Origin of the sequence: Streptococcus sinensis (genome assembly GCF_000767835.1) — a bacterium.
Taxonomy (GTDB): domain Bacteria; phylum Bacillota; class Bacilli; order Lactobacillales; family Streptococcaceae; genus Streptococcus; species Streptococcus sinensis.
This window is the reverse complement of sequence record NZ_JPEN01000014.1, coordinates 11,753-28,092: the sequence shown is the minus strand read 5'-3', so window position 1 is coordinate 28,092 and position 16,340 is coordinate 11,753. Positions and strand designations below refer to the sequence as shown.

11 protein-coding genes are annotated in these 16,340 nt (G+C 41.9%); 3 read left to right on the top strand and 8 right to left on the bottom strand.

The genetic code is table 11. The annotated features are described in order from the left end of the window. Positions 1 to 72 precede the first annotated feature (72 nt). The 8 genes from SSIN_RS00655 to SSIN_RS00620 all read right to left on the bottom strand — a co-directional run bounded on the left by SSIN_RS00655 (position 73) and on the right by SSIN_RS00620 (position 12,151). Complete coding sequence (locus tag SSIN_RS00655; RefSeq protein ID WP_037614549.1) at positions 73 to 2,469, bottom strand: glycogen/starch/alpha-glucan phosphorylase; 2,397 nt, start codon at positions 2,467 to 2,469, stop codon at positions 73 to 75. 152 nt (positions 2,470 to 2,621) lie between these two features. Beyond that, positions 2,622 to 4,052: a glycogen synthase GlgA gene (glgA, locus tag SSIN_RS00650; protein ID WP_037614546.1), complete on the bottom strand. Its 1,431-nt coding sequence runs from the start codon at positions 4,050 to 4,052 to the stop codon at positions 2,622 to 2,624. Next, positions 4,049 to 5,188, bottom strand: a complete 1,140-nt coding sequence (gene glgD / locus SSIN_RS00645) for a glucose-1-phosphate adenylyltransferase subunit GlgD (RefSeq protein ID WP_037614543.1) — start codon at positions 5,186 to 5,188, stop codon at positions 4,049 to 4,051. The genes glgA and glgD overlap by 4 nt, the downstream gene beginning before the upstream one ends. Next, positions 5,178 to 6,320, bottom strand: a complete 1,143-nt coding sequence (locus SSIN_RS00640; protein WP_037614541.1) for a glucose-1-phosphate adenylyltransferase — start codon at positions 6,318 to 6,320, stop codon at positions 5,178 to 5,180. Before SSIN_RS00640 ends, glgD begins: the two co-directional genes overlap by 11 nt. A gap of 3 nt (positions 6,321 to 6,323) precedes the next feature. Further along, positions 6,324 to 8,237: a 1,4-alpha-glucan branching protein GlgB gene (glgB, locus tag SSIN_RS00635; RefSeq protein WP_037614539.1), complete on the bottom strand. Its 1,914-nt coding sequence runs from the start codon at positions 8,235 to 8,237 to the stop codon at positions 6,324 to 6,326. Positions 8,238 to 8,567: 330 nt separating this feature from the next. After that, entirely contained in the window at positions 8,568 to 9,989 is a 1,422-nt protein-coding gene (locus SSIN_RS00630) for an NADP-dependent glyceraldehyde-3-phosphate dehydrogenase (protein WP_411912365.1), read from the bottom strand. A 163-nt stretch (positions 9,990 to 10,152) separates the two neighbouring features. Further along, positions 10,153 to 11,886, bottom strand: coding sequence for a phosphoenolpyruvate--protein phosphotransferase (gene ptsP, locus SSIN_RS00625; protein WP_037614535.1), 1,734 nt, complete (start codon positions 11,884 to 11,886; stop codon positions 10,153 to 10,155). Between the two features lies 1 nt (position 11,887). After that, on the bottom strand, positions 11,888 to 12,151 hold the full coding sequence (locus SSIN_RS00620; protein ID WP_037614534.1) for a phosphocarrier protein HPr: 264 nt from the start codon (positions 12,149 to 12,151) through the stop codon (positions 11,888 to 11,890). 486 nt (positions 12,152 to 12,637) lie between these two features. Here SSIN_RS00620 and nrdH point away from each other — a divergent pair, with 486 nt between their 5' ends. The 3 genes from nrdH (at position 12,638) to nrdF (ending at position 16,209) form a co-directional block, all read left to right on the top strand. Beyond that, the gene (nrdH, locus tag SSIN_RS00615) at positions 12,638 to 12,856 is read left to right on the top strand and encodes a glutaredoxin-like protein NrdH (RefSeq protein WP_015604561.1); all 219 of its coding nucleotides are present in this window, start codon (positions 12,638 to 12,640) and stop codon (positions 12,854 to 12,856) included. A gap of 94 nt (positions 12,857 to 12,950) precedes the next feature. Beyond that, positions 12,951 to 15,110: a class 1b ribonucleoside-diphosphate reductase subunit alpha gene (gene nrdE / locus SSIN_RS00610; RefSeq protein ID WP_037614532.1), complete on the top strand. Its 2,160-nt coding sequence runs from the start codon at positions 12,951 to 12,953 to the stop codon at positions 15,108 to 15,110. A 139-nt stretch (positions 15,111 to 15,249) separates the two neighbouring features. Next, complete coding sequence (nrdF, locus tag SSIN_RS00605) at positions 15,250 to 16,209, top strand: class 1b ribonucleoside-diphosphate reductase subunit beta (RefSeq protein ID WP_037614530.1); 960 nt, start codon at positions 15,250 to 15,252, stop codon at positions 16,207 to 16,209. The last annotated feature ends 131 nt before the right edge of the window (positions 16,210 to 16,340 follow it).

The following is a 16,340-nucleotide window of genomic DNA, read 5'->3' as shown; positions in this document are numbered from 1 at the left end:
AGAGTTCCGCAATTGGGAATCTCTAGCTTTTTTGTGGCTGAGAACTATTTTGTCTCAGACTCTCAACTGTTATTATTTCTCTAAGTTCCAGATTTCCTTAGCATATTGCTCAATGGTATCATCTGAGGTGAACTTGTCAGATGTAGCGATGTTAATCAGGCTCATGCGGGCCCATTTTTCTTTGTCACGATAGAGAGCATCAATCTTCTCTTGAGCTTCTACATAGGCATGGAAGTCTTCCAAGAGGAAGTATTCATCATTGTGGGTGATAAGGGCTTCGTAGATTTCAGAGCCTTCTTCACGAACATTTGGAATGGTGCCATTGACAAAGGTATCGACCACCCGGCGAATGTCTGGATTACTTTCATAGACACCGCGTGAGTAGTAATCGTGGCGGGCATAATGCTCGTAAACTTGGTCCTTGTCCATTCCGAAGATGACAATGTTGTCGTCACCGACCTCATCCTTGATTTCGATATTGGCTCCGTCCAAAGTCGCCAAAGTAATGGCACCTGTCATCATGAACTTCATGTTAGAAGTACCCGAAGCTTCCTTGGAAGCCAGAGAAATCTGCTCAGATACATCCGCAGCTGGAATGATGAGCTCAGCCAAGCTGACGCGGTAGTTTTCTAGGAAAACAACCTTGAGCTTGCCTTGCAGGCTTTCATCCTTGTTGACCAGATTGGCCACTTCATTGATCAGCTTGATAACAGACTTGGCAAAGTGGTAGCCCGGAGCAGCCTTGGCACCGAAGATAAAGACGCGCGGCACCATATCCTTATCAGGATTGTCCTTGAGGTCCCAGTAGAGCTTAATGATATGAAGCAGGTTGAGCAGCTGACGCTTATAAGCGTGGAGGCGTTTCACCTGTACATCAAAGATGGCTTCTGTAGAGACTTCCACTCCTGTTGATTCCTTGATGAAGTCAGCCAAACGAGCCTTGGCTTCTTGCTTGACACGATAGAAATCGTCTAGCACTTGCTTATCGTCCTTGAATTTCAAAAGCTTGCGCAGCTCGTGAATATCTCTTCTCCAGCCCTTACCAATCAGCTTATCAATCTCAGCCGACAGAGGCTGGTCCGCAATTTGCAGCCAGCGGCGCTGGATAATCCCGTTGGTCTTGTTGTTGAACTTTTCTGGGTAAATGCTGTAGAAATCACGCAAAGTATCTTCTTTGAGCAATTCGGTATGGAGTTTGGCAACCCCATTAATCGAATGGCCGCCGATGATAGCCAAGTGGGCCATGTGGATTTGATTGTCTTTGACGATACGAGTATTTTCGATGACTTGCGGATCAAGTCCACGTCCAGCCATTTCAGCTACATAGCGGTTGTCGATTTCTAGGATGATTTGATAAACCCGTGGCAGGACATTCTTGAAGAGCTCTGCATCCCATTTTTCCAAGGCTTCAGACAGAATGGTGTGGTTGGTGTAGCTCATGGTCTTCACCGTAGCATTCCATGCATCTGCCCACTCGAGACCATAGTCATCCAGCAAAAGGCGCATAAACTCAGCTGGCGCAACTGCTGGGTGAGTATCGTTGATATGGACAGAAACCTTCTCATGAATATCCTTGAGCGGCCGACCTTGCTTGAGATAGGATTTGATAATGGTCTGCAGACCCGCACTGGTCATAAAGTATTCCTGAATCAGCCGCAGTTCTTTTCCTTTGTAACTAGAATCGTCTGGATAGAGAATGGCTGTAATATCCTGCACTTTGCGGCGGGCTTCAATAGTCCGATAATCCAATTCATATTCTTCCGGAATTTCAACATTCCAGAGACGGAGATTATTGACATTATCATTGCCGAAGCCAATCTGTGGCACATCATAAGGGACAGCACGCAGGATTTTGGAATTCTCGTAAAGAGGCACAATCCGGCCCTTTTCATTGGCATGGAGGGAAACATTTCCGAAGATTTTAATATCAACAATATCATGGTCCTTACGAGTCTCCCAGACATTGCCCAGACTGCCAAACCAAGCATCAGGAATTTCTACCTGATAGCCATCTACGATGCGTTGCTTAAAGAGGCCATAGCGATAGCGAATCCCATTTCCAAATCCTGGATAGCCAGTGGTTGCCAGCGAGTCCATGAAGGCAGCCGCCAAGCGGCCCAGACCACCATTACCCAAAGCCATATCATACTCAGCATTCTTAACATCCTCAAAGTCAACGCCCAAATCAGCAAAGCCTTCCTTGACCGTATCGAGAATACCTAAGTTGAGCAGATTGGTTTCCAGCATACGTCCTGGAAGAAACTCGATAGAAAAGTAATAAGCTGTTTTTTGCTGGTGTTCCACGAGTTTATTGCGACGTTCCAGCCAAAGCGGCGTAATGTATTTACGAATGGTACTAGCAAGGGCTTGGAAAAGCTCTGCTGGAGTAGCATCCGCTACTTTAATTAACTGCCTTTCATGGAGGGTATCCTTAAAGTTACGGATAAACTGTTCTTTAGTAAGTTCCATTTTTGAGGGATATCTTCCTTTCTTTAACGAGGGAATCAGTTTTAAGAATCATCTCATATTCTATAATAACATACAAAAGGATGTCTTTACGAAAATCCTCCCTTATTACATCAATAAGAGAGGATTTCCCTATTCTGATTCTAAAGTGAATGTTAGTAAAGTGATTGATACAAATCGCTATAGGCCTTACTTGCAGTGTCCCATGAAAAATCTCTTTCCATCGCCTGCATTTGAAGCGAATGCCAAGTTTCTTTGTCATGGGCATATATATTCAAGGCTTCCTTAAAAGTCCATGTCAACCAATAGCCAGAAAAATTATTAAAGCTGAAACCTGTACCTTGTCCAGTATACACATTGTATGGCTCAACAGTGTCACGCAAACCTCCTACTTCATGCACAAGAGGGAGAGTTCCATAGCGCATAGCCATCATTTGGGACAAACCACACGGTTCAAAACGGCTTGGCATCAGGAAAATATCGCTCGCTGCGTAGATTTCTTGAGCCAAAGTGACATCAAAAAGAATATTAGCAGATATCTTTTCAGGATAAGCGTGTCCAAACCAAGCAAAGGAGTGTTCAAACGCAGGATCTCCTGTTCCAAGAAGGACAATTTGCACATCTTCCTGTAACAGATTGTGCAATTCTTCCACTACCAAATCAAAACCTTTTTGACGTGTCAAACGAGAGACTATTCCAACTAACGGAACGTCATCCCGAACTGGCAGCCCTACTCTTTCTTGAAGAGCCCGCTTATTTTCTAATTTCCCAGACAAATCATCTTTACTAAAATGATGAGCTAGTAATTTATCTGTTTCTGGATTGTAGATATCTGTATCAATTCCATTGACAATACCAACCAGCTTGCCAGATTCCATTCGAAGAACCTGATCTAAGCCGCAGCCAAACTCAGCCGTCCGAATTTCATTGGCATAGCTTGGTGAAACAGTTGTCACACGATCAGCATACAAAATACCCGCTTTCATCCAGTTAAGGCAATCATTCCAGCGAAGGGTTCCGTCTGCATAACGTTCATAACCGACACCAAAGAGTTCCCAAAGCATACCATCAGAAAACTGACCTTGGAATTCTAAGTTGTGAATTGTTAAAACGGTCTTGATGTTATTATATGCCTGAATCCAACGGTATTTTTCTTTAACCAAGAAAGGAATCATAGCTGTATGGTAATCGTGAGCATGCAGGACATCTGGAATGAAATCAATTCTTTCCATCAGCTCCACTGCCGCCAATTGGAAATAGGCAAAGCGCTCACCATCATCAAAATCGCCATAAACATGCCCACGGAAGAAATAATGCTGATTATCAATAAAGTAGAAATTTACATCGTTTAAAACAATGCGTTTCACTCCTACAAACTGACGACGCCAGCCAACACTTACTTCGAATGAGAACAGATCTTCTACCTGATCACGGAATTTCGCATCTGTCAAATCATAGTAAGGCAAGATAACACTTACTTGATGACCATCTTTCACAAGTGATTTAGGGAGAGCGCCAATGACGTCTCCCAAACCACCTGTTTTAGAAAAAGGTGCACCTTCTGCTGCTACAAATAAAATTTTCATTGAATAATATCCTCTGTAACTTTTTGGCCCTTCTTAATCACAACTGGCTGTTTCGCTGTTCCGCGAACAACTACTCCCTCAGCAATGTCCACATTTTTGTCAACAACAGCGTATTCAACAACCGCATTTTTGCCAACTGTAACACGTGGGAAGAGAACGCTGCTTTTTACTCGGCTTCCTTCACTAATCTTTATATTACGTGAAATAACTGAATCGACCACTTCGCCCTCAATAATGCTACCTGATGCAAACTGTGAGCGAGAAACCTTGGAAGCTGGAGAATAGTATGTTGGCTCTTCATTCTTCACTTTAGTGTAAATCTTTTGATTTGGTGAGAAGAGTGAATAGAATTTTTGTGAGTCTAGCATGTCAATATTAGCCCTGTAGTAAGCTTCTACAGAGTGAATATTAATCAGATAGCCAGTATATTCATAAGCAAAGGCTCCTTCTTGCGCTGCCAAGTCACGAAGAACATAACGTAATTTTTGAGGATATTCTTTCTTAGCTTCTTCTTCTAATTTTTCAATCAACCATGGGGTATCTGCTACAAAGATGTCTGTTGACATATTGAACACTTCACCCTCTACTCGAGCATCAAATAACTGATGACTTCTCACATGATCGGTATCATCAATTTCAAACACTGAGTTCACCTCAGACACTTCTTCTTTTGGCAATTTTTTATAAACAACTGTAATTGGCTGTTCAGTTGTATTATGAAGATGGAACACTTGGTTTAAATCAATATTCGTCAAAACATCACAGTTGAGCGCTACAGTCTGATTAGAGCCTGAGCGTTTTAAGTAAGTCAATAACTGCTCATAATATTCTTTCCCAACTGTGCTACTTTCTACACGAGTATTGTAAATCCCAAGGTAGTAGTGACTCAAAAGAGTAGAAAGGCCCCACTCACGACCAGAACGAATGTGGTCAAATACAGAGCTAATATTGTCTTGCTGGAAGATACCAAAGACGCTACGAACACCAGCATTAGCAAGGCTAGAAAGGGGGAAGTCAATCAAACGATATTTTCCGCCGAATGGCAAAGTTGCAACTGGACGCTGTTCTGTCAAAGTTGACATATCATGGAAACCTACTGTATTTCCTAAAATCGCTGAATATTTATCAATCTTCATCTGTTGGTACCCCCACTTTTTCATTGTATCCGACAACTTGGACTTCATCCGTTCCATCAATTTCTACGCCATCAGAAATAATTGCTCCTTCACCAATGATAGCACGTTTAATCTTAGCACCTTGTCCAATGATTGCTCCACTCATGATAACGGAATCTTCAACTACGGCATCCTTACGAACTTGAGCTTCCGTAGAAAGGATTGAATGTTTCACTGTTCCATCAACAAAACATCCATCAACAACCAAGGAATCTTCAACATGAGCATTTTCTCCAAAGAAGTTTGGCGGTGAAATCAAGTTGCGTGAGTAAATTTTCCATTGACGATCACGGCTGTCTAAAGCATTGTGCGGATCAATGTATTCCATATTGGCTTCCCAAAGTGATTCAATCGTACCCACGTCTTTCCAGTAGCCTTTGAATTCATAAGCGTAGACGCTTTCGCCTGACTCAAGATAGTTAGGAATAACATTTTTACCAAAGTCAGACATATCCACATTGCTCTTTTCAGCAGCAACTAGCATATTGCGCAGACGTTTCCAATCGAAAATATAAATCCCCATAGAAGCTTTGGTAGACTTAGGTTCAGCCGGTTTTTCTTCAAATTCAACAATTCGATTATTGGCATCGGTATTCATGATACCAAAACGACTCGCTTCTTTGAGAGGAACATCCAAGACAGCAACCGTCAAGCTAGCACTGTTATCCTTGTGAGATTGAAGCATGTCATCATAGTCCATCTTGTAAATATGGTCTCCAGAAAGGATTAATACATATTCTGGATTGATACTGTCGATATAGTCGATATTTTGGAAAATAGCGTGACTGGTACCTTCGAACCAACGATTTCCTTCACTTGCTGAATAAGGTTGAAGAATGGACACGCCTGTGTTGATACCATCAAGTCCCCAGCTTGAACCATTCCCAATGTGACTGTTCAGAGCGAGTGGTTGGTACTGCGTAATCACGCCTACATTATGAATACCAGAGTTGGCACAGTTAGAGAGCGCGAAATCAATAATACGATAACGTCCGCCGAACTGTACTGCTGGTTTTGCAATACTCTGTGTGAGTTTTCCAAGACGAGTTCCTTGCCCTCCGGCAAGAATCAAAGCTAGCATTTCATTCTTCATATCCTACTCCTTTGTGGAATTTTTATTAACATTTTTACGAACATTCACACGACGCTTGATCTTCCAAATACTTGCTCCCAAAGCTGGCAGCGTAAAGGTCAAGGTCTGCGGATAATCTTTCCATAGTCCCTCTTGAGACTGAACTGTTTCGTTATGTTCTTTCCAAACACCACCCCATTCTTCTAATTCGGTATTCCATACTTCTTCATAAATGGCTGCAACTGGAACACCAATCGTAAAGTCTTTTCGCTCTACAGGCGCCATATTGAATACACAGATTAACATCTCTCCTTTAGCCGTCTTACGGATAAAGGAAAGGACACTTTGATCAGTATTGTCCGCATCAATGATTTCGATACCATCGTAGCTTACATCATTTTCCCAAAGCGGACGATTTTCTTTATAGAACAGATTCAGTGCAGATGTGAAATCTTGCATTTGCTTATTGAGCCTATCATCAAGATTTGACCATTCTAGCTGTTCCTCTGATTTCCATTCTAGGAATTGACCAAATTCTCCACCCATAAAGAGCAGTTTCTTACCTGGGTGACAGATTTGATAAGTCAGCAGATTACGAAGTCCCGCAAATTGATTATAACGGTCACCCCACATCTTATGCATCAGACTCTTCTTACCATGCACCACTTCGTCATGGGAGAATGGCAGCAAGAAGTTTTCTGAGAAGACATACATAAAGCTGAAAGTGACTAAGTTAAAGTCGTATTTGCGATAAATTGGATCTTCTTCGTAGAAACGCAGGATGTCATTCATCCATCCCATATTCCACTTGTAGTCGAATCCTAGACCGCCTAACTCACGCATTCCAGTAATCTTGGTATTGCTGGAGCTTTCCTCTGCGATCATCATAACATCCGGATGGGCCAACTTGATGACGGTATTGAGCCGCTGCAAGAAATAGTAGCCTTCATAATTGCGGTTGCCGCCGTCCTTATTTGGCTGCCATGGACCGCTATCGTAGTCAAGGTAAAGCATATTACTTACTGCATCAACTCGAACCCCATCTAAGTGGTAGAAGTCAATCCAGAATTTAATACTTGAAATCAGGAAGGACTGTACTTGATTCTTACCCAAGTCAAAATTCAGTGCTCCCCAACCATAGTTATGCGCTCTATCATGATCCTGATACTCAAATGTCGGAGTCCCATCATAGTAGGCCAAGGCATCATCGTTGATGGTAAAGTGACCAGGAACCCAGTCTACAATAACCCCAATATTATTGATGTGGCACTCTTCAACAAAGTCTTGGAATTCCTCTGGTGTCCCATAGGTATGCTCAAAAGCAAAGTAGCCCATCAACTGATAACCCCAACTGAGACCGAGCGGGTGAGCCATTAGTGGCATGAACTCCACATGCGTATAGTTCATCTTAACAAGGTAAGGAATGAGTTCTTCTTTTAGTTGAGCAAAACTATAGGGTTTTCCATCATCATTTCTCTTCCAAGAACCTGCATGAACTTCATAAATATTGACTGGACGCGAGAAGAATCCCCAACGTTTTCTTCTGGCTAGCCACAAGCCATCTTTCCAGTTCTTTTCAGGAATCGTATGAATAACTGCCCCTGTACCAGGACGCTCTTCAAAATAAATCGCCAGTGGATCCACTTTTAAAATCTCTTGTCCACTGCTGCGCTTGACATTATACTTGTAAATATCTCCTTCTTTAGGCAATTCAGTGAAGACTTCCCAAACCCCTGCTTCATTGCGAATCATTGGAATCTGGCCTTCATACCAATTGGTGAAATCACCTATCAAATGAACACTCTGAGCATTTGGTGCCCAAACACGAAAAGTATATCCCAGCTTTCCATCAATTTCTTCCTGATGAACCCCTAAATAATGCTGTAGATGAAAGTTTTCACCTGTCGTAAAGGTTCTCAAAGCTTCGTTTTTATCCATGCAATCGCCCTCCTATTTGTAAGCGTTTTCTACACTACCATTCTACCTTATTTCTACTTCTTTTTCAAGTAAATTTCAAAAATCATTACGGAAAATTACAAAAATCGAACATTAAGGAAAAATAGGGGGAAAGTGCAAGGAAATTGCCTCCCTTTCGACACAAAATCACCTTCTCATTCCTTTTCCGCTAAAAATATGTTCTACAAATTCTTGAAAACTTTCATAATGATATAGACCAATATGTAAATTTACATATTTCTTTCGAAACCATTTTTGTTAAACATTAGCTTTCACATACATAAAAAGGCCGCACAAAGCCGCCTTTCTTCTTTATTTCACATCAAACACGATGGATTTCACTTGTGTCATTGCTTCGATACTGTATCGGATACCTTGTACCCCCGCGCCAGAACCTTTCACACCAAGGAATGGGAAATTATCTGGACCCCGCTGAGTCTTATTATTAATGTGCACCGTACCCACTTCTAATTTTTCAGCAATTTCAAATGCTTTAGGGAAATCATTTGTAAACACTGAAGATTGAAGACCGAATTCAGACTGATTACAGATTTCGATAGCTTCTTCTACGGAAGCCACGCGAATAATCGGAAGAACTGGACCAAAAGGTTCTTCCCAAGCTAATCTCATATCAAGTGTAACGTTGTCAAACAAGACAGGCCAAATCAAATTTGCTTCACGTTTGATTTCTGTCAAGGCTGACGCTCCTTTTTCCTGAGCGTCTTCAATCAAGCCCCAGATGAAATCAGCCGATGCATTATCAATGACCGGTGTGATGTCCGCATTATCAAACGGATCACCAACCGTCAATTTCTCTACCTCTGCCTGAAGCAGCGCTGCCAATTTATCTGCTACGCTCTCCATGACAATGACACGTTTAATGGCTGTACAGCGTTGACCAGAGTAACTATAAGCTCCACCAACGATTTGTTTGGCTGCACGTTCAAGATCTGCATCTTCCAGAACTACCGCTGCATCCTTACCACCTAATTCTAGCATAACCGGCCGCATGCCCGCCAGTTGACCAATCCGTTCCCCAATAGGAGTTGACCCCGTAAAGTTGATATAGTTAACTTCTTTATGTTCAATAATGTAATCGCCGATTTCTGATCCACGCCCAGTGATGGTATTGAAAACACCAGCAGGAAGACCAGCTTCCGCAAAAGCTTGTGCTAAAAGAAGACCAGAAATTGATCCTTGTGTTGGTGGTTTAAACATGACAACATTTCCACCAATCAGAGCTGGAGCAATTTTTGAGCCCGAAAGGTTGACCGGATAGTTAAAGGGCGCAATCGCTAAAACAACACCAACAGGTTCACGACGGACAACAGCTAGCTTCTTCTTACTGATTGCCTCAAAGCCACCACCTTCCAGCACCTGACCATGAACACGGATTCCTTCTTCTGCTGCATAGCGAATAAGATCCGCTGTACGAACTACCTCGCCAATAGCGGCTTTAATTCCCTTTGCAACTTCTTTTGCAAGAATTTCGCCAATTTTTTCTTGATCGCGCTCTAAAATATTGGCAACTTTATGCAAATATGCTGCACGTTCTACCGCTGAAAGAGCACGCCAAGCAGGAAGAGCAGCACGCGCTTGCGCCATAGCATAATCAACTTCTGCCTGAGTCATGGCAGGAATTGTTCCGAGGATTTCATTGTTGATTGGAGAACTAATAGTAATTTCCTTTTCGGAACTTCTCCATTCTCCATTAATATAATTTTTATATTGCATCAAAATTCCCCTCCATCAAAGTTATTGTTTTATATTTTAGCAAATTATCAGAAAATTTCAAGCAAAAACTGTAAATTTATAGAAAATTTTTACAATTTGAATCATTGCTCCTTGTTTATGCAACTTTAAAGAAAAAAGAAGAGCTATTTACGCTCTTCTTTTATTAATCAAAATCAAGATATTCTTTTTCAAGTTCAAGAACTTCTTCCATTGTTGCACACTCAGTCAAAGTGCGCTGTGCAAGTTCTTGCATCTTCACAGTATCCAATTTCTTCATAAGGCTACGTGTCCGAAGGACAGAAGTCGCACTCATAGAGAACTCATCCAAGCCCATGCCGACAAGAAGTGGCACAGCTGTTTGGTCGCCAGCCATTTCTCCACACATACCTGCCCACTTACCTTCAGCATGAGCAGCTTTGATAACGTTGTTAATCAAGCGCAGGATAGATGGGTTATATGGTTGGTAGAGGTATGAAACTTGTTCGTTCATACGGTCAGCTGCCATTGTGTATTGGATTAGGTCATTGGTACCGATAGAGAAGAAGTCAACTTCTTTGGCAAATTGATCAGCCAACATCGCTGCTGCTGGAATTTCAATCATGATACCTACTTGAATATTGTCAGCTACAGCAATGCCTTCAGCTTGCAATTTAGCTTTTTCTTCTTCGTAAACTGCTTTAGCCTTGCGGAATTCTGTCAAAAGAGCAACCATTGGGAACATGATACGCAATTGTCCATGTACAGAAGCGCGCAAGAGGGCGCGGATTTGTGTACGGAACATAGCGTCACCAGTTTCAGAGATAGAGATACGCAAAGCACGGAAACCAAGGAATGGGTTCATTTCGTGCGGCATATCGAAGTAAGGAAGTTCCTTATCTCCACCGATATCCATGGTACGGACAACAACTGGCTTGCCGTTCATGCCTTCCAATACAGCCTTATAAGCTTCGTATTGCTCGTCTTCTGTTGGGAAGTCTTGTGAATCCATATAAAGGAATTCTGTACGGTAAAGACCTACGGCTTCAGCGCCATTCGCATTGACACCTTCAACATCTTTCGGTGTACCGATGTTAGCTGCAAGTTCAAAGTGTTTGCCATCGGCAGTCACTGTTTGAGCATCTTTCAAGAGAGCCCATTCCGCTTTTTGTTTAGCATAAGCTTCACCAGCTGCATTGAATTCTGCTGCTTGCTCGTCAGTTGGGTTGATGATAACTTCACCGGTGATACCATTAGCTGCAATGATATCCCCATCTTTTACAAGTTCAGTAATATTATTGGTTCCCAATACTGCTGCGATTTCAAGCGTACGCGCCATAATAGCAGAGTGACTTGTCCGTCCGCCAATATTGGTTACAAAAGCTTTAACAAATTTCTTGTCCAATTGTGCTGTATCAGAAGGAGTCAGGTCATGAGCAATCACGACTGATTCTTCATTGATAGAAGCCGGATTTGGCAACTTCTTACCTAAAAGATTTGCCAGAACACGTTTGGTTACATCGCGGATATCCGCAGCACGCTCTTGCATGTATGGGTTATCTTCCATATTTTCAAAGAGAGTGATAAACATGTCTGTGACTTCTTTCAGACCAGCTTCTGCATTGGTCTTCTTAGCACGAATTGTCTCTTTGATTTGACCAACCATTTCAGGGTCAGAGAGTACCATTAAGTGAGCATCAAATACTTGAGCTGCTTCCTCACCAAGGCTATCTACTGCTTTCTCACGGATAACAGAAAGCTCGTTTTGAGACGCTTCTAAAGCTGCATCCAAACGAGCCTCTTCTGCATTCGTATCTTCGACTGAAACAGTCTCAAATGACAAATCCGGTTGAACTAATAGATATGCCTTAGCAACGGCAACACCGTCAGATGCTGCAATTCCTTTAAGCATTTCTGTCATATTAAGCCAATCCTTCTTTTTCCATTGTTTCTGTGATAGCTGCAATTGCATCGTCTGCATCTGCACCTTCAGCTGAGATAACTACGTCTGCACCTTGACCAACACCAAGGCTCATAACACCCATAATTGATTTAAGGTTTACTGATTTGCCTTTGTATTCAAGCGTAATGTCTGAAGCAAATTTGCTAGCAGTTTGCACCAACAAGGTTGCTGGGCGTGCATGAATACCTGTTTCTGCCACAATGTGGAAATCTTTAGAAGCCATAGTTAGACTCTCCTTTAAATAATTCTTTTTGAGTTATTGTGATAACCCTTACAACTTGGTATTATAACATCTTTTGAAATCTTTTTCAAGAATTTTATGGCGCGCTTACAAATTATTTCTATTTTTTTGAAAACACCTCTTATTATATTGTTTCTTAGACTTATCCTTTCTGTATTTCTAGTCTGTTCACTCTCTATACTTTCTGTTTGTCTTCTCACTGAACGGTAGTTCTAAACACCATTTTTGAAGAATAAGTTCAATCAGACGCTTTCTCTGTAGCTCTGCTTTTACTTTCGAGACAATGCTTTTTCTATTTTGCATAATTTCCAACCTTCTTCCAAAAACACTATATCTTGTATTCGGATTTGATGAATAATAAAAGCATGCACAATATTTAGTTCAAAACTGTTGACATCCCATTCGCTTTTAGATATACTAGGTTCAGATTAAAATTTAAGAAAATGAAAGCATAGAGGAATCATTATAATGGTGACTATTTACTCCAAAAACGATTGTGTCCAATGCAAGATGACCAAGCGTTTTCTTGATACCAACCATGTGGAATATCGCGAAATCAACCTTGATGAGCAACCAGAATACATCGACCATGTCAAAAGTCTTGGTTTTAATGCAGCGCCTGTTATCCAAACACCAACTGAAGCGTTTTCTGGTTTCCAGCCTGGTAAACTTAAAAAATTATCATAATCTCGTTAGTATTTAGAGCTTGATTGCCGCTCCTATCATTCGTAGGGGCCCTTTATTTTGTAAGAGCAAAAAACATTTTAGAAAAAGGAAAATTATGGGACTCAAACACTTAGAAGATGTGACTTACTTCCGTCTAAATAATGAAATCAATCGTCCAGTCAATGGGCAAATCCTGCTTCACAAAGACAAAGAAGCCTTGGATGCTTTCTTTAAAGAAAATGTTGAACCAAACACGATGAAGTTTGCTTCTATTACTGAAAAAATTCAGTATTTAATTGAAGAAAATTACTTGGAAAAAGAATTTATCCAGCTCTATTCTCCTGAATATATTGAAGAGTTAGCTGCTTTTATCCATGCTCAAGATTTTAAGTTCAAATCTTTCATGGCAGCTTATAAGTTCTACAACCAGTATGCGCTGAAAACCAACGACGGTGAGTACTATCTAGAAAGTATGGAAGACCGCGTACTTTTTAACGCCCTCTACTTTGCCAACGGAGACGAAGCTATTGCCAAGGACATTGCCAATGAAATCATCCATCAGCGCTACCAACCGGCTACACCGAGCTTCCTCAATGCGGGTCGGGCTCGTCGCGGTGAATTGGTTTCTTGCTTTCTCATCCAAGCGACAGACGATATGAACTCAATCGGCCGCTCCATCAACTCTGCCCTGCAATTGTCTCGTATCGGAGGCGGGGTCGGTATTTCCCTCAGCAATCTGCGGGAAGCTGGCGCCCCTATCAAGGGTTATGAGGGAGCTGCGTCTGGCGTTGTGCCTGTTATGAAACTCTTTGAGGACAGCTTCTCTTACTCAAACCAGCTTGGGCAACGTCAAGGAGCAGGGGTCGTCTACCTCAACGTCTTTCACCCAGATATCATCGCCTTCCTTTCTACTAAAAAAGAAAATGCTGACGAAAAAGTTCGGGTTAAAACCCTCTCGCTCGGAGTCGTCATTCCGGATAAGTTCTACGAATTAGCGCGTAAGAATGAAGAAATGTACCTCTTCAGCCCGTATTCTGTTGAACGCGAGTACGGAGTGCCATTTGCCTATATCGACATCACAGAGAAATACGACGAATTGGTTGCTAATCCAAAGATCATTAAGACCAAGATCAAGGCCCGTGATTTGGAAACAGAAATTTCTAAACTCCAGCAAGAGTCTGGCTATCCTTATGTTGTGAATATCGACACTGCCAACCGTTCAAATCCAATCGACGGCAAAATCATCATGAGTAACCTTTGCTCAGAAATCCTGCAGGTGCAAGAGCCTAGCCTTTTGAATGACGCCCAAGAGTATCTCCATCTGGGAACAGACGTATCATGTAACTTGGGCTCTACTAACGTTGTCAACATGATGACTTCCCCTGACTTCGGAAAGTCTATCCGAACCATGACACGCGCTTTGACCTTTGTCACTGACAGCTCACACATCACAGCTGTGCCTTCTATTGACAATGGTAATAGTCTGGCACATACCTTTGGTCTGGGAGCTATGGGACTGCACAGCTATTTGGCGCAGCAATTGATCGACTATGGATCAGCAGAAGCTGTCGAGTTCACCAGCATCTACTTTATGCTCATGAACTACTGGACCTTGGTTGAATCTAACAATATCGCTCGCGAGCGCGGTGTGACCTTCCATAACTTTGAAAAATCTGACTATGCCAACGGCACTTACTTTGATAAGTATGTGACAGGCGAATTTGTTCCAAAATCAGACCGTGTCAAAGAGCTCTTCAAAGATGTCTTTATTCCAAGTGCTGCTGACTGGGCTGAACTTCGTGAAAAGGTTCAAGCAGATGGACTTTACCATCAAAACCGCCTAGCTGTTGCACCAAATGGTTCTATCAGCTACATCAACGATGTTTCTGCTTCAATTCACCCAATTACCCAACGGATCGAAGAACGTCAGGAAAAGAAAATCGGTAAGATTTACTATCCTGCGGCCGGTCTGTCAACTGAAACCATTCCTTACTATACTTCTGCCTACGACATGGACATGCGCAAGGTTATTGATGTCTACGCAGCTGCAACTGAGCACGTGGACCAAGGACTTTCACTCACACTCTTCATGCGTAGTGACATTCCAAAAGGCCTCTACGAGTGGAAAAAAGAAAGCAAGCAAACAACCCGCGACCTTTCTATCCTGCGTAACTACGCCTTCAACAAGGGAATCAAGTCCATCTACTACGTCCGTACCTTTACTGACGATGGCGGCGAAGTTGGGGCAAATCAGTGTGAAAGCTGTGTGATTTAGCAAGTACCGAATTGCCAAACTAGGTCACTCAAATTCAACCAAATAAACAATTTTTGAAAACGCCTATCGCAATGTTACTGAAGGAAATCGTTTCCTTCAACGACATAAGCAAGTATTAAAAATTTAAAGCGAGATTATCATGGAAACTTACTACAAAGCCATAAACTGGAATGCCATCGAAGATGTCATTGACAAATCAACTTGGGAAAAGCTGACGGAGCAATTCTGGCTCGATACTCGTATCCCCTTGTCAAATGACCTAGACGACTGGAGAAAACTATCAAACAAAGAAAAAGACTTGGTAGGAAAAGTCTTTGGTGGGTTGACCCTTCTTGATACCATGCAATCTGAAACTGGTGTACAGGCTCTTCGCTCAGACATCCGTACACCGCATGAGGAAGCTGTTTTCAATAACATTCAATTTATGGAATCTGTCCACGCAAAATCTTATTCTTCTATCTTTTCTACCTTGAATACCAAGGCTGAAATCGAAGAAATCTTTGAATGGACTAACACTAACCCCTACCTGCAAAGAAAAGCTGAAATTATCAATGAAATCTACCTCAATGGTAGCCCCCTTGAAAAGAAAGTTGCCAGCGTTTTCCTTGAAACCTTCCTCTTCTATTCTGGTTTCTTTACGCCACTCTACTATCTCGGTAACAACAAACTGGCCAACGTTGCGGAAATTATCAAACTAATCATCCGTGATGAATCTGTTCACGGAACTTACATTGGTTACAAATTCCAACTTGGTTTCAATGAATTGCCTGAAGAAGAGCAGGAAAAACTTAAAGAATGGATGTACGACTTGCTCTACACCCTCTACGAAAACGAAGAAGGCTATACAGAAAGCCTCTATGACGGTGTTGGTTGGACCGAAGAAGTCAAAACCTTCCTTCGTTACAATGCCAATAAGGCTCTCATGAACCTAGGACAAGATCCACTCTTCCCAGATTCAGCGGACGATGTCAACCCAATCGTCATGAACGGAATCTCAACAGGAACATCTAACCACGACTTCTTCTCTCAAGTCGGAAATGGTTACCTTCTTGGTGAAGTTGAAGCCATGCATGATGATGACTATAATTACGGTTTATAACATTTTCTAAATTAAAACTATTTAATCATAGAGAAAGCGAACAAAAAATAAATTTGTCCGCTTTTTTATTATGAGTATGCCAAAAATTCCCAAGAATAACAAAATATAGACCGTTTTAAATAAATAGATCT